Below are 22448 nucleotides of genomic sequence, written 5' to 3'. Positions count from 1 at the left end.
TGTGCTTTGTGTTAGCAATTAGCAGTAGAGTAAACTTAGTGTTAGCACCTAGCAGTAGAGTGAACGAAGTGTTGGTATGTGGGGCTTGTTATACTTGTTGGGCAAGGGATTAGGGAAGGAGCGAGCGGATGAGCAGCTGGGTTACCTTTGATTTGGATGGGACATTGATGCAGAATCCATTTGCTGCATGGATCTTTCCGGAGATTACAAATGTTGTACGGGAACAATTGCAATTGCGTACGGATTTGGAAGCGTACGATGACACGAGTTTCGATATGGGGAAGCTTCTTCATGCGGAACATCGGAAGCGAATGGAAGCTGGTGAGACAGTTGCAGCCTACGATTGGGACGATATGGTGAGAGTAGTCCTTGCTGAACTCGGTGTGTCTCCAAGTATAGATATTCAAGTAGAACAACTCGTACGCAAGCATGCAGAGCCGCCGACGAAGATCTATTTGCTCGAAGAAGGGGTGAAGACCGTTCTGGAGCAGTTGAAGCAGGATGGCTATCGATTGGCGGTTGCGACGAACGGATACTATAAATATCAATATCCTGTGCTCAAAGCGCTTGGCATTGCCGCATATTTCGAGCTTATCGTTACACCGGAGATTGCGGGCGGCGGCAAACCTGATGCGCATATGCTTCGTGCTGTCCGTCAGCATGGTGCAATCGCTGCACATGTTGGGGATCGGCTGGATCATGATGTGTACATGGCGAATCAATCTGGAGCAGCTTCTATCCTGGTAAACCGTAAGCTTCCACAGGAACTGCATCAGCTCGCTCCTGAACAGCGCGTGCATGAACAGATCTTCTTGACGCTATGCAGGCAGCAGCTTCAGCGGGAATGTCAGAGCTTACACAAGGAGCTGTTCGGGGATGACGAGTGTACAGTACTGCCGGCGCAAATTAGACCTGATTTCGTCATCCACAGCATCATGGAGCTTCCAGCCTGCTTAGCTGCATTGGTAGCCAGGTGAGATTGGATTACCGCATTTGGAAATGCCTTACCTGGTCGATGAACATCGTCATGGCCATCGTGGCAGAAGCGTTGTTGTCCTGAAGAATGTGGAACGCTCGCTTGACACTCTTGCCCTTCACGTGCACCAAGCGCAGATCACCATGCTCTTGCTCTTTGCGAATGACCCAATAAGAGAGCATTGCAATCCCGAGTCCGGCCATGACAGCTTCCTTGACACTTTGACTGCTGTTGAATACATAGGAACGCTTGATGTGCAGCTTCAGATCGCTCATGAATTGATCACTGTACGCCCTTGTACCCGAGCCTTGCTCACGCAGCACCCATACCTCGTCATGCAGCATGCGGGGCTCGATGGTGGGCATGGAAGCAAACGAATGGTTTGGCGGTACAATGAGCACCATCTCATCCTCCATGAACGGAGTGCCAAGCTGAAGATCTGTATATTCGATTTTGCCTTCTACGAGTCCGATGTCCAGTTCATTCGCGCGTACGGACTGTGCAATTTGCTCCGTATTGGCTACGGTTACTTGAACATCTACGCTCGGGTATTGGCGTGCGAATGAAGCCACGATGCGTGGCAATATATATTCTCCGATTGTGAAACTGGCTCCGATGCGCAGCGATCCGGTCACCTCATCCCGCAGCAGCCCGATATCTTCGCGTGCCGCCTCATAGCGGGCGATCATCTCCTTCGCATGCATATATAATATCTCTCCAGCTTCGGTCAACTTAACATGCTTAGGCGAGCGATGGATGAGCTGCACGCCGAATTCCTGCTCCAAGTTGCGGATATGCTGGCTGACGCCAGGCTGTGAGAGATGGAGCAGTTCTGCGGCCCGCGAGAAATTACGCTGCTCCACGACCGTTACATATACCTTCATTGTATCTACGATCATTTGGCTAACGATCCTCCGTTGATTCTTTACTTAACTATAGTCGGTTAAAATGAGTATCTTTAAATGTTGTCGTGTACTTTAACCCAAATCCAAACATGCGATCCATTCCAATATGGGCTGTCCATATGATCCCCACTGCTAAGACAGTCTGATTGGATGAGAGGATTCCACACATCATGGTTCCGAGCGTCACACAGTAGGTATGAAATACATTATAAATAATTGCCCCTGCTTTATTACTTAGTATATATCCGATCATGGATACATCAGGAACAAATAGCAAAACAAAAAACAACAGCCAGCTAAAATGATAGTAATCGTAAAAATAGATGCATCCTAACAATACGGACAACCCTTCTAAATGTAAGATTGCTTTGCTCATTTCCAGTTCATGATCCTCCACTCTTGATGTCGAAGTTATACGTTTACCTGATCATAGCCTGACAGCATAAGGTTGGGCAGAAGCAGTTCTTAAATGATAGGTGTTATATTTCAAGTTGCTAAGCTGCAGCAATCAGGTATAATATGTAATAACAGCGATACAATGAATAAAGGGATCGTGCTACCAACACGATCCCTGCACAACGGCCGCATGTAAGAACGGTCGGCTGCAAAGACGGACATGAAATAGACCGATACCTTGCTATGGGGCGGTCTATTTCCGTTTATGAAACGATAACAGCATCACGATAAGCGTACCAAAGCTAATCATTAGCGTTAGTGCTTCGAATACTGTCATGGGCATCACCTCCCGTCAGGGAGACTAGCCGACCGCCCTTCATGCCGAATCAGTTGTACTCATGTATCATACCATAATTTTCTACAGTCAGAATATAGATTTGAACCTTCATTCGAACACAGTAGTCTAGACTACCCTTAATATGAGACCATTCAAGCACCTCTAAGGACAAGTTCTTATATCGGATGATATAAAGAATGCCTTGGGGGTATTTTTGTATGTAACTTAAGTATGCCTGGCGAATGGTTAATGTCGGACGGCACATAGAGGCACCAAATTGCTCCTCATGTTATAGATAAATATACCGACAATAAGTTTTCCTTATGCTAGGGATTGCATATCCGTATTTCCCCTCACGAGCGAAGCCATATATAGTATTCATCGTAAGCATCAGGTTACACCTGCTTAGAGACGGGGGATGGATATGAATAACGGGGAAGTTCTTCTGGCCACCAAGCCGAAGCGAAATAAACAATATAGAGGATTTGCGCTCGGCATCGCGCTAACGCTCATTATTGCGGTTGCAGCGAAGCTGCTTGCGGGATTGCCTTTCCTTAGTATTATGGGACAGCTTGTGATCGCCATTCTGATCGGTATCGCGTGGCGTGCTGCCATCGGGGTGCCGCAGGAGATTGTCGCAGGAACGAATTTTTCGAGTAAAAAGCTGCTCCGCCTCGGCATTATCTTGCTCGGGATGCGCTTAGATCTTATGGATATAGTACGTGCAGGCCCTAAAGTATTCATGATGGCGGTAATCGTCATTGTATTTACCTTGTCGGTCGTATATGGACTTACGAGATTGTTCAAGGTTGATAAAAGGCTCGGTATATTGACAGCGTGTGGAACCGCGATTTGTGGTGCGGCGGCTGTGGTAGCGATAGCGCCGCAAATTAAAGCCAAGGACGAAGAAACGGCAATCGGTGCAGCGATGGTTGCGATACTGGGCACTATTTTTACATTAGCATATACATTCTTGTTTCCGGTACTTGGCTTGTCGGATAACGGATATGGGATCTTTGCCGGTGCGACATTGCATGAAATTGCTCATGTCATTGCAGCAGCAGATCCAGGGGGCAGCGCAGCGGTCGATATGGCGGTCATTGTTAAGCTTACGCGTGTAGCCTTGCTAGTTCCTGTCGCTATTCTGATCGGCATCTGGTCATCACGTGAGAGCCGCAAGGAAGCAGGAGCAGATGCTCGGACGGAGAAAGCCAAAGTACCGATTCCATGGTTCATCCTCGGGTTCCTGCTCGTCAGCGGATTTAATTCTCTAGGGATCGTTCCGGAACAGATTGCAGGATATATTGTCATTGCGGCCTACATGCTGATTGCCATGGCGATGGCGGGGCTCGGCTTGAATGTCGATCTTGTCTCGTTCCGCAGACTTGGGATGAAGTCGTTCGCGGCGGGATTCATTGGTTCCATTCTGCTGTCCCTGCTAGGCTTTGGGCTGGTGCATGGGTTCGGCTTAGCGTAATGCATAATGAATGAAATACGTAATGAAAGAGGTCAACATGCCAATTATGCATTGGTTGTTGACCTCTTGTGTTTTCTAAGCTTACTTGTATAGGCTTGTTCATTTCCAAAAAAATAGACGCTCAATTGCTGAGCGTCCCACATACAGAACATGGAATATGATATCTCCTGAGGGGGAGAGGAAACCCATTTGTTGCCATACAATCCTGTTATTAAATCACACTTGCATTATGGAGCGCCTCTTCGACAGGCACGTACGGAAGTGCGAGGTCGCGGGCTACAGCTTCGTATGTGATCGCTCCGCCTGCAGTATTGACGCCGCGCATGAGCGGTTGGCTGTTCTGCAATGCTCTGCCAAGTCCGAGGTTCGCGATGCTTAATGCGTAAGGAACGGTAACATTCGTGAGCGCCATCGTTGATGTGCGTGGAACAGCACCTGGCATATTCGCTACAGCATAATGAACGACACCGTGCTTGACGTATATCGGATCGTCGTGAGTGGTAATGCGATCAACCGTTTCGAAAATACCGCCCTGATCGATGGCGACATCGATGACAACAGAACCAGGCTGCATGGAACGAATCATCGCTTCCGTTACGAGCTTCGGCGCTTTAGCGCCCGGTATAAGAACTGCACCGATGACCAAGTCGGATTCGGCTACCGCTTCGGCAATATTGAGTGGGTTCGACATTAAGGTATTCACACTCGAGCCGAATAGATCATCCAGCTGGCGCAGGCGATCTGCGTTCATATCGATAATGGTAACATCTGCTCCAAGACCTACTGCGATCTTGGCAGCGTTCGTTCCGACAACACCGCCGCCAATAACCGTAACCTTGCCGCGTCGTACGCCAGGTACTCCGCCAAGCAGGATTCCGATGCCGCCATGCGGCTTCTCGAGGAATTGTGCCCCAATTTGAGCTGACATGCGGCCTGCCACTTCACTCATTGGTGTGAGCAGAGGCAGCGTGCGATTGACTTCAACCGTCTCATAGGCGATTGCAGTAACTTTATGTTCGATTAATGCGCGAGCCAGTTCAGGCTCAGCCGCGAGATGCAAATATGTGAATAAGATAAGCCCCGGGCGGAAGTAACCGTACTCGGATGATAAGGGCTCCTTCACCTTCATAATCATATCGGCCTGCGCCCATACCTCAGCAGCACTAGGAATGATAGTAGCACCTGCTTGTTCATATGAGGCATTGTCGAAACCGCTTCCAATTCCAGCGTCATGTTCAATGATGACACGGTGGCCAGCTTTATGGAATGCAGCTACACCAGCTGGGGTGAGCGCAACGCGATTTTCATTATTTTTGATCTCCATGGGAACTCCGATAATCATTGCTTATCCTCCTCAAATATCCTGAACCTGTTTGGTTATCCAATTAAAGTATAATTCGTAGCTCCCGCCAGCGCTTTGTCGTCAGCTCCAAAAAAAATACCCTGTCCTTGTGTAATTCCCACAAAGCCAGGGACAATTGCGTATCGGGTAATCGATCGCAGGGAAGGTTGGCAACGGATGACGTGTTACGTAGATTCGTTGTCCTTGTTTATCGTTGCCAATCGATGCAATTTTAATTCCAAAAATAGCGACATCTTCTCATCCATGCTGTCGACATCGACACCGCCGACTTCTGCAATGCGCTTTAATCGGTACATGAGGGTATTCGTATGAATATGTAAGGCTTCCGCTGTCTTCTTCACATTGCAATCATAACGAAGAAATTGTTCAATGGTATGCACGAGTCCGCTTACATGCTCGGCATCATACATGCGCAGCTTCTCTAAGCCTATATGTTGAAATGTCTGCTGTGTTCCTCGTGCGGCAGAATGTGCAGTATGGTGTTCGATCAATAAGGGCAAATGACGGTAATAACCGAGTTCGCCATAGCTATGTACAGAATCTAATTCATCGGGGAATGCTTTTTTTAGATAGAGTGTTGTCATGGCTTCTTCATAGCACCGTGATACGAGCAGGAACGAGGAGGATAGAGTGCTTGCTCCGCTGCGAACTGGTGAGGCGCCGAATCGCTGCTTCATATGCAGTATGAGCTGTTGGCACGGTTCCTTGTACAGATTGGCAGAGCTATTTACAAGTGATGACAGCACGGGCGCTGACATCATAATAAGCCGGTCATGATCAATGACATGAAGCAGCATGCGCATATGCTGAGTTGTTTTGAGCGTGTAATGAATGTGACGATATAACTTCTCTTGGATAGGTGTGCTGAACTGTATCATCCATATGAAATATTCAGGAGGGAACGAAATGCCGAGTCGTGCCGCATGCTCCCGAATGGCTTGCTCTGAGGTGTGGTGTCCGGTTAAGAGCTGCCAGAAGAAATCATGCTTATGCTGATCCTGGCGTCTGCTGTGCAGCTGATGCTGCATTAACTTGGCCTTGGCAGCCTGAGCAGCTTGTGACAATGTCTGGAGAGCTGTTTCTGGCAGCGATTGTTCACTGTCGAGCACCCATATATAGCCGATAATGTCCTGTTGATGACGGATGGCAACCGCCAAGCGATTGCCGAGGCCAACCTCGTCGATATGTTGGATACGTATCGGTTCTAGACTGGACATGAGCCGCTGCATCGTGCCGTCTCTCCATAATGCGCTGATGACTTGCTCAGGGACGCGCCGTCCGATAATCGTTGCGATCCGCGCAGGATCTGTGCCGGGGTGATGCGTGCTGTAGGCAAGCAGCTTATGTCCGGCATCTTCAATTGTGACAGGGCAATGAAGCAGATCACTGACCAAATCCGCAACTGCTTCTAAGCTGTCAAAATGCTGTTCGAACAGCTGGTTCATTTCATTCATGCACATGGCTCCTCAACAGTAGGAAGATCATGACTATTTTAGCATGAAATCCATCTGGCCGACTACATCGGACAAGGTCGAATGACCTACCATTTGCTTTGGGGCAGCTGTCCAAGTACGTTTCATTATTTTTTGATTTCTTTGAAAGAGGTATCGTATAACCGGAACATCGTCTTGTAGCCGGACTCATCGATCTTAATGCCAACATCCAGCGTACCGGTCAGTTCCAATGCGCCGGACGTATAACGAAGTTTGGTGTTGGAAGGAACGAATACCATCATGATTTTGTTCCAGTACGTTTCGTCTCCATTGTCGAAGGGACATTCTGCACCTGGTGCCGGGATGAGCAAGAACCAGTGTTTATCGAATGACAGCACTTCTCCCATATATCCTTTAATCGTAACCTGCTGGCCGGAGAGATCCCAGAATTTGTCCGACGGCGTGTTCTGCTTCTCATTATCGAAAAATTCGGACCACTGCAGCGTACTCGAATAGGCAGGTTTCGATTTTGAAGCAGTGGTGCTGGAATTCGTTTGGCTGGCGTTACTGCCGGTGGTGCTGTTGTTTGCATTTGCTTTGTCGGTGCTAGTGCTTCACCGGTCTTCGTATAATGCCGACGATTGGATATCCTTGATAGGAGTCGCCAGCCGTCATCGCATACGCATGAGTAAGCTCTGATTCTTTCAGCACATCATGCAGAATCTGTTGACCCACCAATTAGCGAGAAAACATATAGGAAGTTACGGTGGAACGCTGTAAGAAGAGTTGCTGTGGCATTAAATATAATAGTCTACAAATGATTCTTTTAAGTCGGTTAATTGCCGACTTTATTTTTTTATAGAAGTATTTGTAATGAATTAAATAATAAGTAAACATATGTTTAGACGTTCATCCATAATCATTGTATTCTCGTAGCAGTTGATATTAAGGAGAGATATGAAGTGAAAAAACATCTAACGGTTTTATTGGTATTGGTCTTGTTAGTAGTATTCCCAATCTCGGCATTTGCTAGCAGTAAAGTCGACACTATGGAAGGTTTAATGCCGCCTAAAGGTACGACGGTAGTAGATAGTAATAACCTTGATAATGAAACAGCTATGAGAGTGATTGATGGTGATTTAAACACTCAATGGGGCCCCACATCCGACTTCTTTTCTGGAAGTTTAGAAATCACGTTTCCTCAAGCACTAACATTGAAGTTTGTACAAGTTGCAGGAAATGCGTCTCCAATGGATAATGTAACATATCAAATATTTGCTTATAAAAATGGAACATGGGAAGCAATAAGTAAGAAAGAAGAAAGATGGGTAAGTGACAATGCCACTGATCCTATCAGCGTAACTCCGGGCAATTATGAGAAAATAAAAATTACTGTTAACGGTTATAGTTCTTGGGTTGCTATTAAAGAAATTACGTTTGGATACGAATTAAATGAAGTACCTGATCCAGAAAAACCTCAAAGACCAGATCCAACGCCTACTAATGGAGACAGAGCATTATTAGTAGTTACCATGACAACTGGTTTGGAGAAAGAGTTTGATCTAAGCATGGATGAGGTTAATGCCTTTATCGCATGGTATGAAAATAAACAAGCTGGCTCGGGAACAGCTTCCTATGCAATCAACAAGCACAACAATAACCAAGGGCCATTCAGTGCCCGTAAAGACTACGTTATCTTCGATAAGATTTTAACGTTTGAAGTGAATGAGTATACGACCAAATAAACTTAATGCCGCTCCTATGGGGCGGTTTTTTCATTTCAGCCAAAAAAGGACAGTAATAGAGAGCAACTTCAATTACCACGCGCCAAAGCACGCGCCAAAGGAAGGGCAACCGGAAAAGTACACGCTATCCGAAAGAAGGCAAAAGAATTGACGAACGTGATTGACGAACTTGTCCAAACAGCCGGGAGAAGTCATTAGCAATGACTAACCTAGAACAAGCGATGATGTGGGCTAACGCCTCTATCGCACGTAACGAGTAGCTACAAGACAACACTAACCAATAATGGGGGTGGTGGTGATGACCTAATGGCTAGAGCAAGAAGCCCAAAAAGGATGTACAGCAAGCTGGTTAATGGCGGAGATATGAAGCTGCTTCGGGTACTGTGAAGCCAAGTGCTGGTCATGGGTGACTGTCAGCAAGGTTGAACCTTCTTCCTGCGCCAGTTGGAGCAGGAGATTCATCGTAAGCTGTGCCGTATCGTAATCGAGACTTCCTGTTGGCTCATCCGCTAGGAGAAGGGAAGGGCGATTAATCAGGGCACGAATAATTGCAACCCTCTGCTGTTGACCTCTCGACAGCTGCCCTGGAAGATGATTCATACGATCCTGCAAGCCGACCCGCTCGAACCATTGCTGAATATGCGAGTGCCGTTCCCGTCCATGCAAGCTGCCATCGTAGACTAGCTCAATATTTTGCTTCGCAGATAGGGAAGAGATGAGATGGAAGTCCTGAAAAATAATGCCCACATGCTTCGCACGAAAGTGGTCGCGTTCCAGTTCTGTCATCTGGTGCAGAGGCTCATTGCCAACCTTACAGGTTCCTTCATCTGGAGCGAGTACACCGCACAGCAGGTACAACAAAGTGCTCTTGCCGCTGCCGCTTGGGCCAAGCAGGGCAATTCGATCTCCTTGTGCAACATGCCAATGTGGAATATCGAGAATGGGAAGAAGCTGCTGTTGATTCCGATAGGACTTGCGGATCTGATGAAGCTGTATCATAGAATCACCTCATTTAGTAAGGAAAGGGCAGGATGACACTGTCACCCCACCCGTTCACATTCGTATCGATTTGATTATTTTAAAATGATGCGCTCAGACAAGGAATCCCACTTCAATGCTTTGCCAGTCAGCTTGCTGAATGCGTCAAGATCCACGTAGAGGACGTTGCGATCCAATTCTGCAGGAATCGAAGCCGCTTTGCCGTTCAATGTAACGGAAGCTCCGTCTTGAACCTTCAAAGTCGCCTTGTCCTTTGTAAATGTAGTCGTTTTCGACGCGCTATCATTCGATACTTTAATTTGCAATGCTTGTGCCAACTTCACAGCAGGGAAGAGAACCTTGCCGTCACGGCTCACCTTGAATTTCGGATACAAGTGCTTGCTTTGCAGCTCGGCAGTTGCTTTCTTCAGATCCAAGCCTTGCACTTTCGCGATGCTTGTCGCAATTGCTGTGTTATCAATTTGACCTTTTACATATTCCGAAATTGGACCGTACGCCCATACGCCTACATCTACCGCAGAGTGGCCATGTCCAGACCAGCCTACCAAGTAGCGCTTCGCCATAACCTGGTTGAATGCGCCTTCTTGCTTATAGGAGGAACCGTCGCCTTGCATGATGTATTGAGCTTCTTCATCCGTGATATCTGTGAAACCTGTATGTTTCTTGATTAATTCCTTCACTTCGTCGGTGGATGCAGCTTTTGCAAGCTGTGGCCCAAGAAGCTCGGAGGAGATCTTTTGCTTGTCCCAAGTATCTACATTCAGTTCATAGATGTTGTCACGGGACAGGGAGAAGCCGCCTGTCTCATGATCGGCTGTAATTACGATTGAAGTGTTGCCGTCTTTTTTCGCGAAATCAAGAGCAACCTTCACCGCTGCATCGAAATCAAGCGTCTCTTGAATCATAGCGCCCAGGTCATTCGCGTGGCCTGCATGGTCAATACGTCCGCCCTCAATCATCATGGTGAAGCCTTTTGGATTCGTAGAGAGAGACTTAATTGCTGCAGACGTCATGTCTGCAAGGCTTGGAGTCTCAGGCTTGCGATCAAGCACGTAGTCCACATGGGAATCGTGGAAGAGGCCAAGAACCTTGCCGTTTTTCGAAGTTAACGATTGCAGACCCTTTTTGTCGTAAACAACCTTATAGCCTTTTTTCTCGAAATCAGGGATGATTGTCTTGTCTTCGCGCTTGCCTTTCTCCTGCTTGCTTACGAATTGACGCTTGCCGCCTCCGAGCAGAACGTCAACTGAACCTGACTCTAAATATTGGGATGCGATGGCATTTTCATTGTCGCGATTGCGAACATGGGATGCATATACGGCAGGTGTCGCATGTGTAATACGAGCTGTCGTTACAAGACCAGTTGATTTGCCAACAGCCTTAGAAGCTTCGATTACAGAAGCGAATGGCTTCGAGATATCTTCATTTGATACGCTGATTGCAGCGTTGTATGTTTTGTTGCCTGTTGCAAATGCAGTACCCGCAGATGCAGAGTCTGTTACTTCACCGGATACGATCGTGTCACCGTCTTCGCCCTTGTCAGCGAACGTTGTTGCTTGGCCCACATACAGGCTGTCCATATATAAGGATGGACGCTTCAGCTTGTTCTTGGAGTAGATTCGTGCGGCAGATACTTGAGCAGGACCCATGCCGTCACCGATAAGGACGATGAGATTTTTCGAAGTAGGCTGTGGTTTCGCTGCGCCCTTAGCGAGTACTGCATCGGATTGCATAGCTCCGAATGGCAGCATGAGAAGCGCCAGAGTCGTCACCAGCGACTTGCGTAACATTTTATTCAACCGAAATCCCTCCAACCAAGTATGTAATTTACATGTTTATTGTAGTCAAGGATTGTTAGCGATTGTGTAAGTAAATGTAATTGGAAAATCAAATAGACTTGTATATTTTGTAAATCATCTTTATTGCGATCTTTGATACGCCTATGTCCGGCCTGAATAGCAGTAGGTTATAAGATTCGCTTTTATGAGTAGATTTAGCAAATGAAATGTCGCATGTGTGGGTATGGGCAGCTAGTTGTGAGTAATCGAATAGAAATGGGACGTAAGACCTGTAATGATAATCAGGTAGTCCATTGATTGTTCATCGTATAATACCTATACTTGGTAATGATTTGGTAAAAAAAGCGGGAGGAGAACGACATCATGGAGCGCTTTATAGATCCCCTTGGCCTTCCTTTTGGATTTTATGCGATATTGCGTCGGAAAGAGCAGGTTGCCGTGAAGTGCCCGAAATGCACTGGTTTGGCCTACATCTCTAAAGGGGAGCAGGGAGTCGTAGTGAACTGCACGGCATGCTTCCATCAGGAGAAGGAACCGGAAGCTTATCGGTACACAGCCAGCGGCGTGTGTGCAGTGTGCGAGAGATGGTTCAATGAAGAGGTTACCGATCACAAGCAGCAGACCCATAAGGCAGTGCGTATTGCATGCCCGCATTGCTCATCTGTGAATCAAGTGCCTATACGTAAGCTTGCGGCCTATTCAGGCTGCTACTTGGATTTTCGAAATGAACGGGATCCGATCTTTCAATTGGAGCTGTACTACTTGGATTATTTCCGTGGGAAACCGGTATGGGCGGCCAACCGAGAGCATCTGAATTATTTGATCAGCTACATATCGGCAGAACTGCGTGAGAAGCCAGCTGCTGTCATCAAGCGCACGGCTTCACACTCGGTGCCCAAATATATGAAAGAAGCGAAGAACCGAGAAGCTATCGTGAAGCTGCTTCACAAGCTGCAACGTATAGATATGTAATTGGATAAGGAGGCATCATGAGTAAACTCAAGCTTAAATTGACCATTGCACTAGTCATTATTGTTATTCTGAGCATTCCTGCTTACTTTATTGGCCGATCATTTGGTGTGTTTCAAGGCGAGGTCGTCTTAAGCAAGTATGCGTTAGCGATTGAGAAGGACGGCAAAAGGTATAATGCATGGCCTCTTCTTAACTTTAATTCCGCAATGGATAAGAAGGGAGAAGAGCGGCAGTTTTATTATCAGGTAGATACAGGAGACTTGGATGAATTGTTTATGCTGGCGTATGGCCAATATGAGGTGAAGTCCTCTGAGGAGAATCCCTTTTTAGACGGCAAAATTAAGTATGATAACGAGCGTGTACATGCGTATATCAAAACAGTTCCGAAGTTTGAAAATGCCAATGACTACACGAATATGTATGAATTTTTCGATGACAAAGGAAATCATGTATATACCTATGATCCGTCCGCTCCCATGGACACGGATTATGTGAAGGATATTATTCATGCTGGCATGTCGCGGACATCGGCAGGTGGGGGAACTACGGAGGCCGTCGATCGTTACATCAATGTGACGAAGCTGTTCAAGGATAAATTAGATATTACGGTAAAGCTAAAAGTTGACGATGATAATCGTATTGTAACGATCGTGATGACACGAGACAGGACGTGAGGATAGTGACGAATCAGAATGAATGCAGACAAGGCCCTGCTTATTTGGACGGTATTGCAATCCCAGAGAAGCCTGCGGCATGGCATGAGGTAGAATGGACAGGAAGGCTGGCTATTGATGGTGGAGCGAGGAAGTTCCATGTTTTCTATTATGGGGAGCTTATCGATGATCTGATAGCGTCGACGGAATTTGCACCACCGCTCATTCTTGCTGAAGATCCAGCAACAGGGAAGCGCTATGTGCTGTTCGATGGATGCAAGCATGGATATGATGCGATGCTGTGCGATACGTATACTGTGGAGCAGCATAATGAACGGAAGCCGCTGCTTCCTTATGTCGATGGGGACGGAGAGGATGTATTCGAAGTATTCGTAACCGTCTATTACAATGTCGACTGGGACGAGGAATTCGAAGAAGAAGTGGATGAGGACGGCAAGCTGGAGCTGATAAGCGGAGAGAAGTGCGACTTCGCTGAGGCGAAGCGCAATGGATACGACGCGATCAGTATCACAATCGTGAACTCGCGCGGCCGCAAGACGGAAATTGCTCAAGAAGAGCTGGCCTAGCCAGGATAAGTAGAGAGTAGCGGCCATGAGAAAATCAACGGTTTGTGTACTGCTGGCATTCCTTTTCGCAGTGGGAGTACTGGTCGGTGGGGGAAGTTATTATTTGCTGCTGCGGCCCTCTGTTCAGGATATGTTCTTGACTCGACCGTCCATGATCGTGTTGTTTATCGGTTGTGTTATTTTGAGCGTGGCCTTGGTCGGGAGCATGGTGAAAAGGCTTTTAGGTTCAGAGATGTTTATGTTGTTTTTAATCGGAATTGTGCTCGGATTCGTTGGAATCTGGATTTGGGCGATGAAAGGCATGCTGTCGTAAATCGCTAGGATGAACCATGGTCTAGTACATGCATATATGTGGGTATGAACAAATGAGTTAGTAAAAAATGGAGATAACCTTCTGTGCAACCTTTCGATCGAGTGTCCCGTCTGAGTGTGTGAATCAGCTGAGATATCATTGCGCAATGCGTCACCACACAACGAACCATTCGAGAGGAAGTAGACACCTATGAAGAAGACAACCATTGCAACTACCGTAGCATTAGCTCTTGGATTGATGGGCGCACAAGCGTATGCAGCCCCAGCGACACAACCAGTCGACACGAAGGCTGTTGCAACGAACATGGAAGTGAAAGACTTGGGCACGAATTTCTACGATAAATATGTGAAGCAGTTCGTATATAACGAGAAGGGCGACATCGTAGGTACAACACGTGGTGCTTCTCTGGATAAAAAATGGGTACATAACGTCAGCTCTCAAACATCGGTAACCATTAACGGTAAAAAGGTATCCAGCCAAGTGAAGGTGGACGGCAACCATATTCTCGTACCAATCCGTACGGTAACAGAAGGACTGGGCTACAAGCTGGATTGGAATAACAAAGACAAATCGATCACTGCAGTTAAGGGAGACAAGAAGGTTACGGCCGTGTTGAACAAGGATGAGTATGGGCAAGCGAAGGATGTCCTTCATCTGGGAAAAGCAGCATTGCTCAAGGATAAGCAAATCTATGTTCCACTGCAATTTGTAACAGATGTGCTGCATGCAGGTGTGACGATGGATGCCAATGGGCATATTGATATTCTTCAAATTAACCAGACTCCGCAGGATTCCTTCGGCGGCATGCATTGGGTACTCGTCGTGAATGGCGAAGGACTGGGCGTAGATAAGAAGGATATATACACAACCGAACACAACGTCATGGTACCTGTTGAAGAAATCGGCAAAGCACTCGGTTACAAGATAGAGAAGAACGAGAAGACTGGCGCATACGAGTTCACACGCGCTGCCAAGTGGATTGCGCTGAAGGAAGGCGACAAGAAGGCATCTGTAGGCAAAATGCTCGTCGAATTGAAGGAAGCAGCAGCTGTGAAGAATGGCAAGCTGTACATGCCAGTTGATTCCCTTGGCGACGTATTCGGCGTGAAGTTCGGCATCGACCCGACTGGCGTAATCGGGATTGGTGAAGGAACAGAAGGGAAAGAAGATCCAAACCAAACTCCACAGGACTCCTTCGGCGGCATGCACTGGGTGCTTGTCGTAAACGGTGAAGGTCTTGGAGAAATATCGAAAGAAGTGTTCACGACTGAACACAACGTCATGGTGCCAATCGAAGAGATCGGCAAGGCGCTGGGCTACAAAGTGGAAAAGAACGAGAAGACAGGCGCATACGAGTTCATGCGCGGAGCAAGATGGATTGCGCTGAAAGAAGGCGACAAGAAAGCCTCTGTTGCTAAAATGTTCGTCGAGCTGAAGGAAGCACCAGTCGTGAAGAACGGCAAGCTCTTCATGCCACTCGACTCCATGCAAGACGTCTTCGGCGCTAAGTTCGGCGTTGATCCAACAGGTGTTGTTGGGATTAGCGATAAAGAGTAAGGGATTGGGATGAACTGAGGCTATCGCTTCAGTTTAGATATAAGTAAGTTTAAAAGATAAATAGATATAGAAGGTATAAAGAGAAGATAAAAGGTTAGAATTATAGCTGAGTCAAAAGACACGCTGGCTGTTAGGGAAATGTCCCTAGATGCTGGCGTGTCTTTTTATGTTGGAATAGGGCATTGGAACTTTTTTAGGTGATGGGATAAGGGATTTAATGAGTATGTCAAATAAATGGTATAAATTACATGGAAATCCCGACCTGTACATGGATAATTAATAGTGGGTATTTGCGAAGTTCGCAAATATACAGTTAGATGAAAGTCAGAAGTTTTAATATAAAGTCTAAGGAGATAAAAATGAAAAAGCCATGGATAGATGGACCAAGCGAGTTACTACAACACGGTCTTGAGCATTTGTATGATGGATCTGAATTTGACTTGCGTATAGCTATGATTAGTATCGATAATTCTGTTGAATTGATGTTAAAAACGTATCTTGGTCTTCCAAAACGTTTTACTGGAATAACTGGTCTTACAAGAAAGGAATTTGAAGAGGCATCCAATTCCTTTCCAGCACTACTTGACTTAACAGAAAAGTACGTACCAGATAAAATTACAGATTTAGATCTGGCTGATATAGAATGGTTTCACCGTTTAAGAAATCAGCTATATCATTCAGGAAATGGAATAACCGTAGAAAAATCAAAAGTTGAATCATACTCGTTGTTAGCACAAACTCTCTTCAAGAATTTATTTGAAACATCCTTAACTATAAGTAGCACAAAACTAAATTATAATTTAAAAGGTGAATTCCTAGACATTTTCAATGTTATTTCTCAGCTATTTCGTGATGTTATAGCAAAAATTGATGATGGAGAACGTGAACAGAAAAATGGTTGGATGTACCATAGGAAAGATGAAGTTTTAGGTGGAGATTTAAAAGTTCTTGGTTACTACGAACAAATTAGAAAGTTCCGTAATGAAATGGTTCACGTAAATAGAGAGTATACAATAGATTACTTGAAAGAGAATATTGAAATGGCAACTGAAGTGCAAAAGTATTTAAAGAACAGGTTGCAAATTATGGGGTGAATAAGGGGACTTCATCTAGCGCTATATTCACGAATCGGGCCATACGACCCAAGATCCGCAGAAGTTTTGTCGGGGGAGTGAAAGCTGTGAACAAACCCACTGACAAAGATAAGAGCTATCTAAGCCGGTGGTGGTTCGTGAATGCAAGAACGTTAGGAGTGATTGACTGGTTTATTAAACAATAATATTAGAATTATTTGTGAGGGAAAACGGCAAGGAAGTAGATCGGTAGATGTGAAGTCGATTGATAAGGAAGTTCAGAAATATGTAGCAGTGTGGGATTAATTCAACGTATTGTCAACTACGCTTAACAACGTTATGCGAACCATTTTTGACTAGAAATAATAGCATAGGTTTCTGGTGAAATTAAGGAGGATAAGGATGGAGTTTTCAGAAAAAATAAATAAACTACGTAATAAAGCTCAAGAAACGCAAGCTGCAAATAAAATTATCGATATGTTGACTCAATTAAAATTAGAAAATGATGAGACAACTTCATATAGATGGGTTTGGGAACTTATTCAAAATGCAAAAGATGTGGTTAACTCAAGTGGTATGGTTGACATTTTTATCAACTTTGAGGAAAGCACAAAAACTGTAGAATTTAAACATAACGGCAAACTATTCTCCACAGAAAATATTGTTTTTCTTATAGAACAAGTTTCCACAAAAGATCGAACAATTACGGAAACAAAAACCAAGAGGACTACAGGGAAATTTGGAACAGGGTTCTTAACTACACATTTACTTTCAGAAAAAGTGAAGGTATCTGGATATTTGCAGGATGTCGGCGAACCGCCATGTTCCTTTTGTGTTGTTTTAGACCGAACCGGTAAGGATAAACAGTCAATAATAGAAGCGATACAAGAGAGTTGCTCTCAGTTAGATAAAAACACTACTATGATGAAAGATAAAACAATAAATGAGGAAGAGTTCAACACCTCTTTCAGTTATGCTTTGGATGAATCTGGGGTACTAATTGCTAAGAAAGGTCTGAATAATTTAGTTTTATCTGCACCTTATGTATTTGCTTTTGTTCCCGAGATAAATTCTATAACAGTCACAAGCGATCAATTCATCCAAAAAATAAATCGTGAAGAAACAATTATTAAAGATCTTGAAAATGTATATGAAATTGAAGTTGTTGTTGAAACAACTAAAAATGGGAAATATACCCCGAAAAATAGACATATTTATGTTATGGGCACTAAAGATTTGTCACTTGCAGTTGAAATACAAAAAAAAGAGGAAAATTATTATATTGTTAAATACAACAATGAATTGCCCCGAATTTTTTGCGACTTTCCTCTCTTAGGAACAAATGATTTTTCATTCCCAGTAGTGGTAAACAGCCCACTTTTTAATCCTACGGAACCACGAAATGGAATCCATTTAACTGATAAAGTCCATGAACATGTAACAGAAAACAAGCAAAAATTAATAGAAGCTTGTCAACTTTACATAAAAATGTTGGACTTTTTCTCAGAAAAAAGTTGCGAAGGAATTTATAATATTGTTAAAATCCCTGAACAGTCTGAAAAGAAATGGTTATCTAAAGAATGGTATGAGCGTGAAGTAATTACTCCAATTAAATCTCACATTAAAGAAACTTCACTCATCTACACTCATGTTGGTGAGAAAAAACCTCTATTGGATGAATGGGGGGATACTTGCGTATTTATTCCAAAAGATTTAGATGATACTGTCAGGGAAAAAGTATGGTCACTATCAAGCAAAATCATTCCTAATATGATTACAAAGCGAGAAGAACTAGAGTGTTGGTATAATTCTCTATGGGATGAGTGTCGCAATTATGGCACATTAGATTTAATAAAAAGAATAGAAGAGTTTGAAAATATTGATGCATTATCAAAAAATATTATTGGTGATGTAACTGATTGGTTAAATGAATTATTGGCATTATTTTATTCAAAAGATGAGGTCTTCATTAACAGTCTTGGCAGAAATCCAGGTATTTTGCCAAATCAGCACGGTGAATTATGTGCATTAGACTCAATTTTGCTTGATAGCGGTATTGATGAAACCTATAAAAAAATAGCTGCAACTATAGATTTTGATTTCAAAAGAAAATTATTAGATAAAAAAATTAAACATGAATATCTTTTTAACCTAAAAAAGTGTACGTTAGACGATGTTTTTTCAGAGATGGAAAAGAAAATGCAAAGATCACACCCGAGAGAAGAGGAGTTTTATAAAGATATCATTTGCTTACAAGCCGAACATAGCCAAGAACAAGATGATTTTTTAAGACTTGTTAAGAATCTATATTCTGATGGTTCGTGGGAAAAAAGTAAAGTTACAAAGCACTCAAATGTGCTCCTTAGAGCAGCATTGAAATTCTGGAGAGAAAAAATAACCAAGGACATAAGCTCGTGTGAACGCATCGACGTATTTACTTCTCAATTTATTTTCTCCAATAAAGACGAGGCAATTATTTGGCTTTCAAATTTTGTTCAAATGATGGTGAAATATGAGCAGGGACATTTATTAGATCGTTTCGAAATATTGCCCAATCAGTATGGTGTCTTCAAAAAAAGCGAAGTGCTGTCTCTCGACTCAGGTGAAATTGAAGAAATCCTAAAGGACGCATGTATGTATGCAGGATATGATGTGCGTGAAACATTGTTATTAAAAGACATCTATTTCAATCTGCCTGAAAATAGAACAGTTTACCTAGAGAGCATTTCCGAGAAAATCACAAAGTATGTGAAGGAGAATAAAAACAGCTTAGGCCAAAATAATGCCGATGAAAAAGAAGTCTTTAATAAAACCTACCTTTGGCTGCGAGAAAACTCGGGTTCTGAAACGGTTCTTAAGTCCTTTAAAGAATTATTAACGAATTTACATTGGTTTTATAATGACAATGATATTGCTGAAAATATGTCTAAAGTGGAAGAATATAACGATGTGTTAAAGAAATTTGGTGTTTCTGGAGTGCAAGAATTAGAGATGATATTGTCTCGCTCTGATATCGAAAATAGCTCAAATAAAACGGTGGAAATATCAAAAGAACTTCTTGCACAATGGGGTATATCAACTGAAGAAGATTTAAAACGAGCTCTAGCAAATAATATACTTAACGCAGAATTTATTCATGATTCTAAAATTAGCTTAGAGATGTTTAGCTATGTGAATGAGATACTTGAGCGCTCCAAGAAAAAGATCATCGATTTTTTAAGTGAGCAATCGGATTATGATGTTTCAGATTTGATGGAAATAAGTAAAACTATCTTTGTAATTAAAAAACACAATACTGAAATTTATTTGATTGCTCGCCCATCTGATTATGGTCAAATAATCTTATATTATGATTCTGAGTTAGATGTTCTTGATTACGAAAAAGATTGCGAATTGTGGGTTGAAGATGGAGAAAGCGATCCGCAAAAAATTACATTTGGGAAAATACTGAAGTTAACTGGCGTTAATAAAATTCCATTAAGGAGCATAAGAGAGAAGTGATCGACATTGATGAAGTATTACAATTACTACAATCTCCAGAGTCAAAAAATCTTATTTGTAGGAACTTAGAATTTAGACCACAAAATTTGGCTATGTTTATCGCTGCTCTGTCAAACATGCCAGACGAGTACGGTTACATTGTAATTGGAGCAAGCAAAAGTACAGATAAGTATTCTATAAATGGAGTAAGTGCTGGTTTTAAGATAGATGAACCTATTAAACGGGCACTCGGATTATTATCTGAGCAACCGATAATAGATTTTGGTCGTCTTGCTATTGGCGGTAAAAACATTTATGCAATCAAAGTAAAAAAGATTGCAAGCGCCATTTTCTTCAAATCTTCGCAGAGTATAGAATCACAGCCCGATTTATTTATTCGTGATCTTTACTTGGCTTGCATCAAGCTCCAAGCACGAAAACTTTATGTGAATGCTACAGAAGATGAGCGTAACGACTTTATTGCAGATTTACTAGAAACAAACGGATATCGTCTAAAAGATCAAACTCGGCGCGGGAGTTCTGCCGTAGGAAAATCATCTGGCGAAGTAGACATTTTTATTGAAAAAAACGGTATGCCGTTTACCATTATAGAAGCTCTTAATTTAGATAGTTTGAACACTAATTATCTTAATACGCATCTTGACAAAATATATTCATATGACACAGTAGGAAATATGTTCAATGTATGCCTGTCATATGTCAAAGTTAAAAATTTTGGTTCTTTTTGGGATAAGTATTGCGCCCATGTTAAAAAACATGAATACCCAGTAATGCTCATTTCATCAGACATGAATGCTGATAAAGATTATTCATACTCTGATATAAGATTTATGACAACAACCCATAATCGTTCGGGAAAAACTACATGCCTCTATCATATATGTGTAAAAATACAAGAAACGTAGCTTTAAAAATAGGTTTTATTATAAGTACTCAGCGAGGCAGGCTTACGCCCTTGGTTCGCAAGAAGTGGTAAGAATTGAAGAGGATTCAGCTCACACCCCTACGCGGATAAGTCCGTCGAAACCGGCGCTATGTATATTATCTTGGGTATGTAAATGCTCCTAACAATATAAGGAGAGTATCGTCATGATTGAAAACAAAGGATTGAATGAAATCATAAATCGGAAGAACTGAAAGTATATTCTCGGATAAAGTATATAAGTTGAGATCCAGTAACCGAAATTATACTTACGCTTGTAAGGAAATTTCAATGGACGTAACGAATGAAATGGATTTTAAAACAGAGGGTGAAGACTCATAAAATTACTATTCGTATGCAGCAGAAATAAATGGAGAAGCCTATCTGCAGAGAAAATCTTTAATCTTTTGAATGAATATGATGTAAGGTCGGCAGGTACTGAAGAAGGTGCTCGGGTTAAAGTTACAGGTGGTCAAATCGGCTGGGCAGATATCATTTTTGTGATGGAGAAGAAGCATATTAGAAGATTAAGAGATAAGTATAGTTATGAATTGAATGGAAAGAAACTAATATGCTTGGATATTCCAGATGATTATACATATATGGATGAAGAACTAATCGAATTGTTGAAAGCAAGAGTATCCGAATATATAGAAATCCCAGATGAATTTTGAAAGAAATAGAACAAGCCTCAACTGAGAACAAAAAGTGGACATAAGAGACATTATGGACATTAAACGTGTTCCTTTTACCTTTGAAGAGAAAGAATCTAAATGTTGATTAACCGCTAGGGACATTTTCAGAAATTTAACATCCTACATTCTTGCATTCTCAATATGAATTTGTCCATAATCTAGTAAAGTGGTTTCAATTGATTGATTACATTTTCCAGTATCTTGTCCAATCATATTTTCTTAATGGAGGTATTGATATGTTGCAAGTTCAAGCTTTGGGTCTTCTGAAAAGCCAGTTGAAAATGTTCACATCTGTTGTTCTCGCCATTCTTATTTTTGGAATGTCTGTTTTGCCCGCTTTTGCGGCGACTCCTGGGAAAACGGTAAGCGCATCGGGAACGCTCGCTTACAATCTTAAAGGTTTGAATCACAATGTGGCTGTGCAGAAAGCTTACATCGCAGATAAGTATCTTTACGTAACTCAGCGGTCTGGGGAAACATGCTATCTTTCACGTTTACTCATAAGCGGAAATAACGCTACGTACGTGGATGAAATGACCGTTACCAACACCGGACATTGTCAAACCCTCGATATGTATACATACAACGATATCAATTATTTCTATTTCAGTTCAAAAGCAGACCCTTCAACATCGTATAACTGGTCCCTCCAGGTGGCAAGACTTACATACGCTGCCGGTACGACAGTTGATTATACGGCTCTTCATCGGGTCACCTACATGAATTATGCGAATAAAACGGGTGC

The 22448-nt window shown here is 43.2% G+C and carries 22 protein-coding genes; 14 read left to right on the top strand and 8 right to left on the bottom strand.

The genetic code is table 11. From position 1 onward, the window contains the following. Positions 1–128: 128 nt before the first annotated feature. Positions 129–977, top strand: a complete 849-nt coding sequence (locus tag BBG47_RS20555; RefSeq protein WP_065293271.1) for an HAD family hydrolase — start codon at positions 129–131, stop codon at positions 975–977. Between the two features lie 7 nt (positions 978–984). On the opposite strand, the gene BBG47_RS20550 is transcribed toward BBG47_RS20555, so the two are convergent. The 3 genes from BBG47_RS20550 to BBG47_RS31240 form a co-directional block, all read right to left on the bottom strand. After that, positions 985–1875 carry a LysR family transcriptional regulator gene (locus BBG47_RS20550; protein ID WP_065293270.1) on the bottom strand — a complete coding sequence of 297 codons (891 nt, stop codon included), beginning with the start codon at positions 1873–1875 and terminating at the stop codon, positions 985–987. A 34-nt stretch (positions 1876–1909) separates the two neighbouring features. Further along, positions 1910–2257, bottom strand: coding sequence for a DUF4260 domain-containing protein (locus tag BBG47_RS20545; RefSeq protein ID WP_065293269.1), 348 nt, complete (start codon positions 2255–2257; stop codon positions 1910–1912). Between the two features lie 273 nt (positions 2258–2530). Continuing rightward, the gene (locus BBG47_RS31240) at positions 2531–2614 is read right to left on the bottom strand and encodes a putative holin-like toxin (RefSeq protein ID WP_368072457.1); all 84 of its coding nucleotides are present in this window, start codon (positions 2612–2614) and stop codon (positions 2531–2533) included. Positions 2615–3038: 424 nt separating this feature from the next. Here BBG47_RS31240 and BBG47_RS20540 point away from each other — a divergent pair, with 424 nt between their 5' ends. After that, positions 3039–4091: a YeiH family protein gene (locus BBG47_RS20540; protein WP_065293280.1), complete on the top strand. Its 1053-nt coding sequence runs from the start codon at positions 3039–3041 to the stop codon at positions 4089–4091. A 211-nt stretch (positions 4092–4302) separates the two neighbouring features. Here BBG47_RS20540 and ald read toward each other — a convergent pair whose 3' ends face one another. The 3 genes from ald to BBG47_RS20525 all read right to left on the bottom strand — a co-directional run bounded on the left by ald (position 4303) and on the right by BBG47_RS20525 (position 7285). Next, positions 4303–5433, bottom strand: coding sequence for an alanine dehydrogenase (gene ald, locus BBG47_RS20535; RefSeq protein ID WP_021255757.1), 1131 nt, complete (start codon positions 5431–5433; stop codon positions 4303–4305). A 185-nt stretch (positions 5434–5618) separates the two neighbouring features. Beyond that, the gene (locus tag BBG47_RS20530; protein ID WP_065293268.1) at positions 5619–6908 is read right to left on the bottom strand and encodes a PucR family transcriptional regulator; all 1290 of its coding nucleotides are present in this window, start codon (positions 6906–6908) and stop codon (positions 5619–5621) included. Positions 6909–7033: 125 nt separating this feature from the next. Further along, positions 7034–7285, bottom strand: a complete 252-nt coding sequence (locus tag BBG47_RS20525) for a hypothetical protein (RefSeq protein WP_254659882.1) — start codon at positions 7283–7285, stop codon at positions 7034–7036. Positions 7286–7849: 564 nt separating this feature from the next. Between BBG47_RS20525 and BBG47_RS30840 the strand changes: the two genes are divergently transcribed. Further along, positions 7850–8632: a ran-binding protein 10 gene (locus BBG47_RS30840; RefSeq protein WP_254659881.1), complete on the top strand. Its 783-nt coding sequence runs from the start codon at positions 7850–7852 to the stop codon at positions 8630–8632. Positions 8633–8832: 200 nt separating this feature from the next. Continuing rightward, positions 8833–8892, top strand: a complete 60-nt coding sequence (locus BBG47_RS31425) for a hypothetical protein (protein ID WP_483310747.1) — start codon at positions 8833–8835, stop codon at positions 8890–8892. Between the two features lie 43 nt (positions 8893–8935). On the opposite strand, the gene BBG47_RS20515 is transcribed toward BBG47_RS31425, so the two are convergent. Together BBG47_RS20515 and BBG47_RS20510 are read right to left on the bottom strand one after the other, a co-directional pair. Further along, the gene (locus BBG47_RS20515) at positions 8936–9631 is read right to left on the bottom strand and encodes an ABC transporter ATP-binding protein (RefSeq protein ID WP_065293267.1); all 696 of its coding nucleotides are present in this window, start codon (positions 9629–9631) and stop codon (positions 8936–8938) included. A 74-nt stretch (positions 9632–9705) separates the two neighbouring features. Continuing rightward, positions 9706–11421: an alkaline phosphatase gene (locus BBG47_RS20510; RefSeq protein WP_254659883.1), complete on the bottom strand. Its 1716-nt coding sequence runs from the start codon at positions 11419–11421 to the stop codon at positions 9706–9708. 372 nt (positions 11422–11793) lie between these two features. On the opposite strand from BBG47_RS20510, the gene BBG47_RS20505 reads away from it, so the two are divergent. The 10 genes from BBG47_RS20505 to BBG47_RS20460 form a co-directional block, all read left to right on the top strand. Further along, entirely contained in the window at positions 11794–12402 is a 609-nt protein-coding gene (locus BBG47_RS20505) for a hypothetical protein (protein WP_065293265.1), read from the top strand. A 17-nt stretch (positions 12403–12419) separates the two neighbouring features. Next, positions 12420–13076, top strand: a complete 657-nt coding sequence (locus BBG47_RS20500; protein WP_065293264.1) for a hypothetical protein — start codon at positions 12420–12422, stop codon at positions 13074–13076. A gap of 5 nt (positions 13077–13081) precedes the next feature. Continuing rightward, complete coding sequence (locus tag BBG47_RS20495; protein ID WP_065293263.1) at positions 13082–13642, top strand: hypothetical protein; 561 nt, start codon at positions 13082–13084, stop codon at positions 13640–13642. Between the two features lie 25 nt (positions 13643–13667). Continuing rightward, entirely contained in the window at positions 13668–13955 is a 288-nt protein-coding gene (locus BBG47_RS20490; protein WP_065293262.1) for a hypothetical protein, read from the top strand. A 189-nt stretch (positions 13956–14144) separates the two neighbouring features. Then, positions 14145–15512: a stalk domain-containing protein gene (locus BBG47_RS20485; RefSeq protein ID WP_083189495.1), complete on the top strand. Its 1368-nt coding sequence runs from the start codon at positions 14145–14147 to the stop codon at positions 15510–15512. 359 nt (positions 15513–15871) lie between these two features. Continuing rightward, positions 15872–16606 (top strand): hypothetical protein, encoded by a 735-nt coding sequence (locus BBG47_RS20480; RefSeq protein ID WP_065293261.1) that lies wholly within the window; start codon positions 15872–15874, stop codon positions 16604–16606. A 381-nt stretch (positions 16607–16987) separates the two neighbouring features. Further along, positions 16988–20086 carry a sacsin N-terminal ATP-binding-like domain-containing protein gene (locus tag BBG47_RS20475; protein ID WP_065293260.1) on the top strand — a complete coding sequence of 1033 codons (3099 nt, stop codon included), beginning with the start codon at positions 16988–16990 and terminating at the stop codon, positions 20084–20086. Beyond that, positions 20083–20991, top strand: a complete 909-nt coding sequence (locus BBG47_RS20470; RefSeq protein ID WP_065293259.1) for a hypothetical protein — start codon at positions 20083–20085, stop codon at positions 20989–20991. Before BBG47_RS20475 ends, BBG47_RS20470 begins: the two co-directional genes overlap by 4 nt. 355 nt (positions 20992–21346) lie before the next feature. Next, positions 21347–21682 carry a low molecular weight protein tyrosine phosphatase family protein gene (locus BBG47_RS20465; protein ID WP_065293258.1) on the top strand — a complete coding sequence of 112 codons (336 nt, stop codon included), beginning with the start codon at positions 21347–21349 and terminating at the stop codon, positions 21680–21682. A 257-nt stretch (positions 21683–21939) separates the two neighbouring features. Then, positions 21940–22448, top strand: a 509-nt coding sequence (locus BBG47_RS20460) for a phage baseplate protein (RefSeq protein ID WP_217492512.1), incomplete at its 3' end; no start/stop codon positions are given.

Source organism: Paenibacillus sp. KS1 (assembly GCF_001680695.1).
Classification (GTDB): Bacteria; Bacillota; Bacilli; order Paenibacillales; family Paenibacillaceae; genus Paenibacillus_B; species Paenibacillus_B suaedae.
This window is presented reverse-complemented; position numbering and strand designations above follow the sequence as displayed.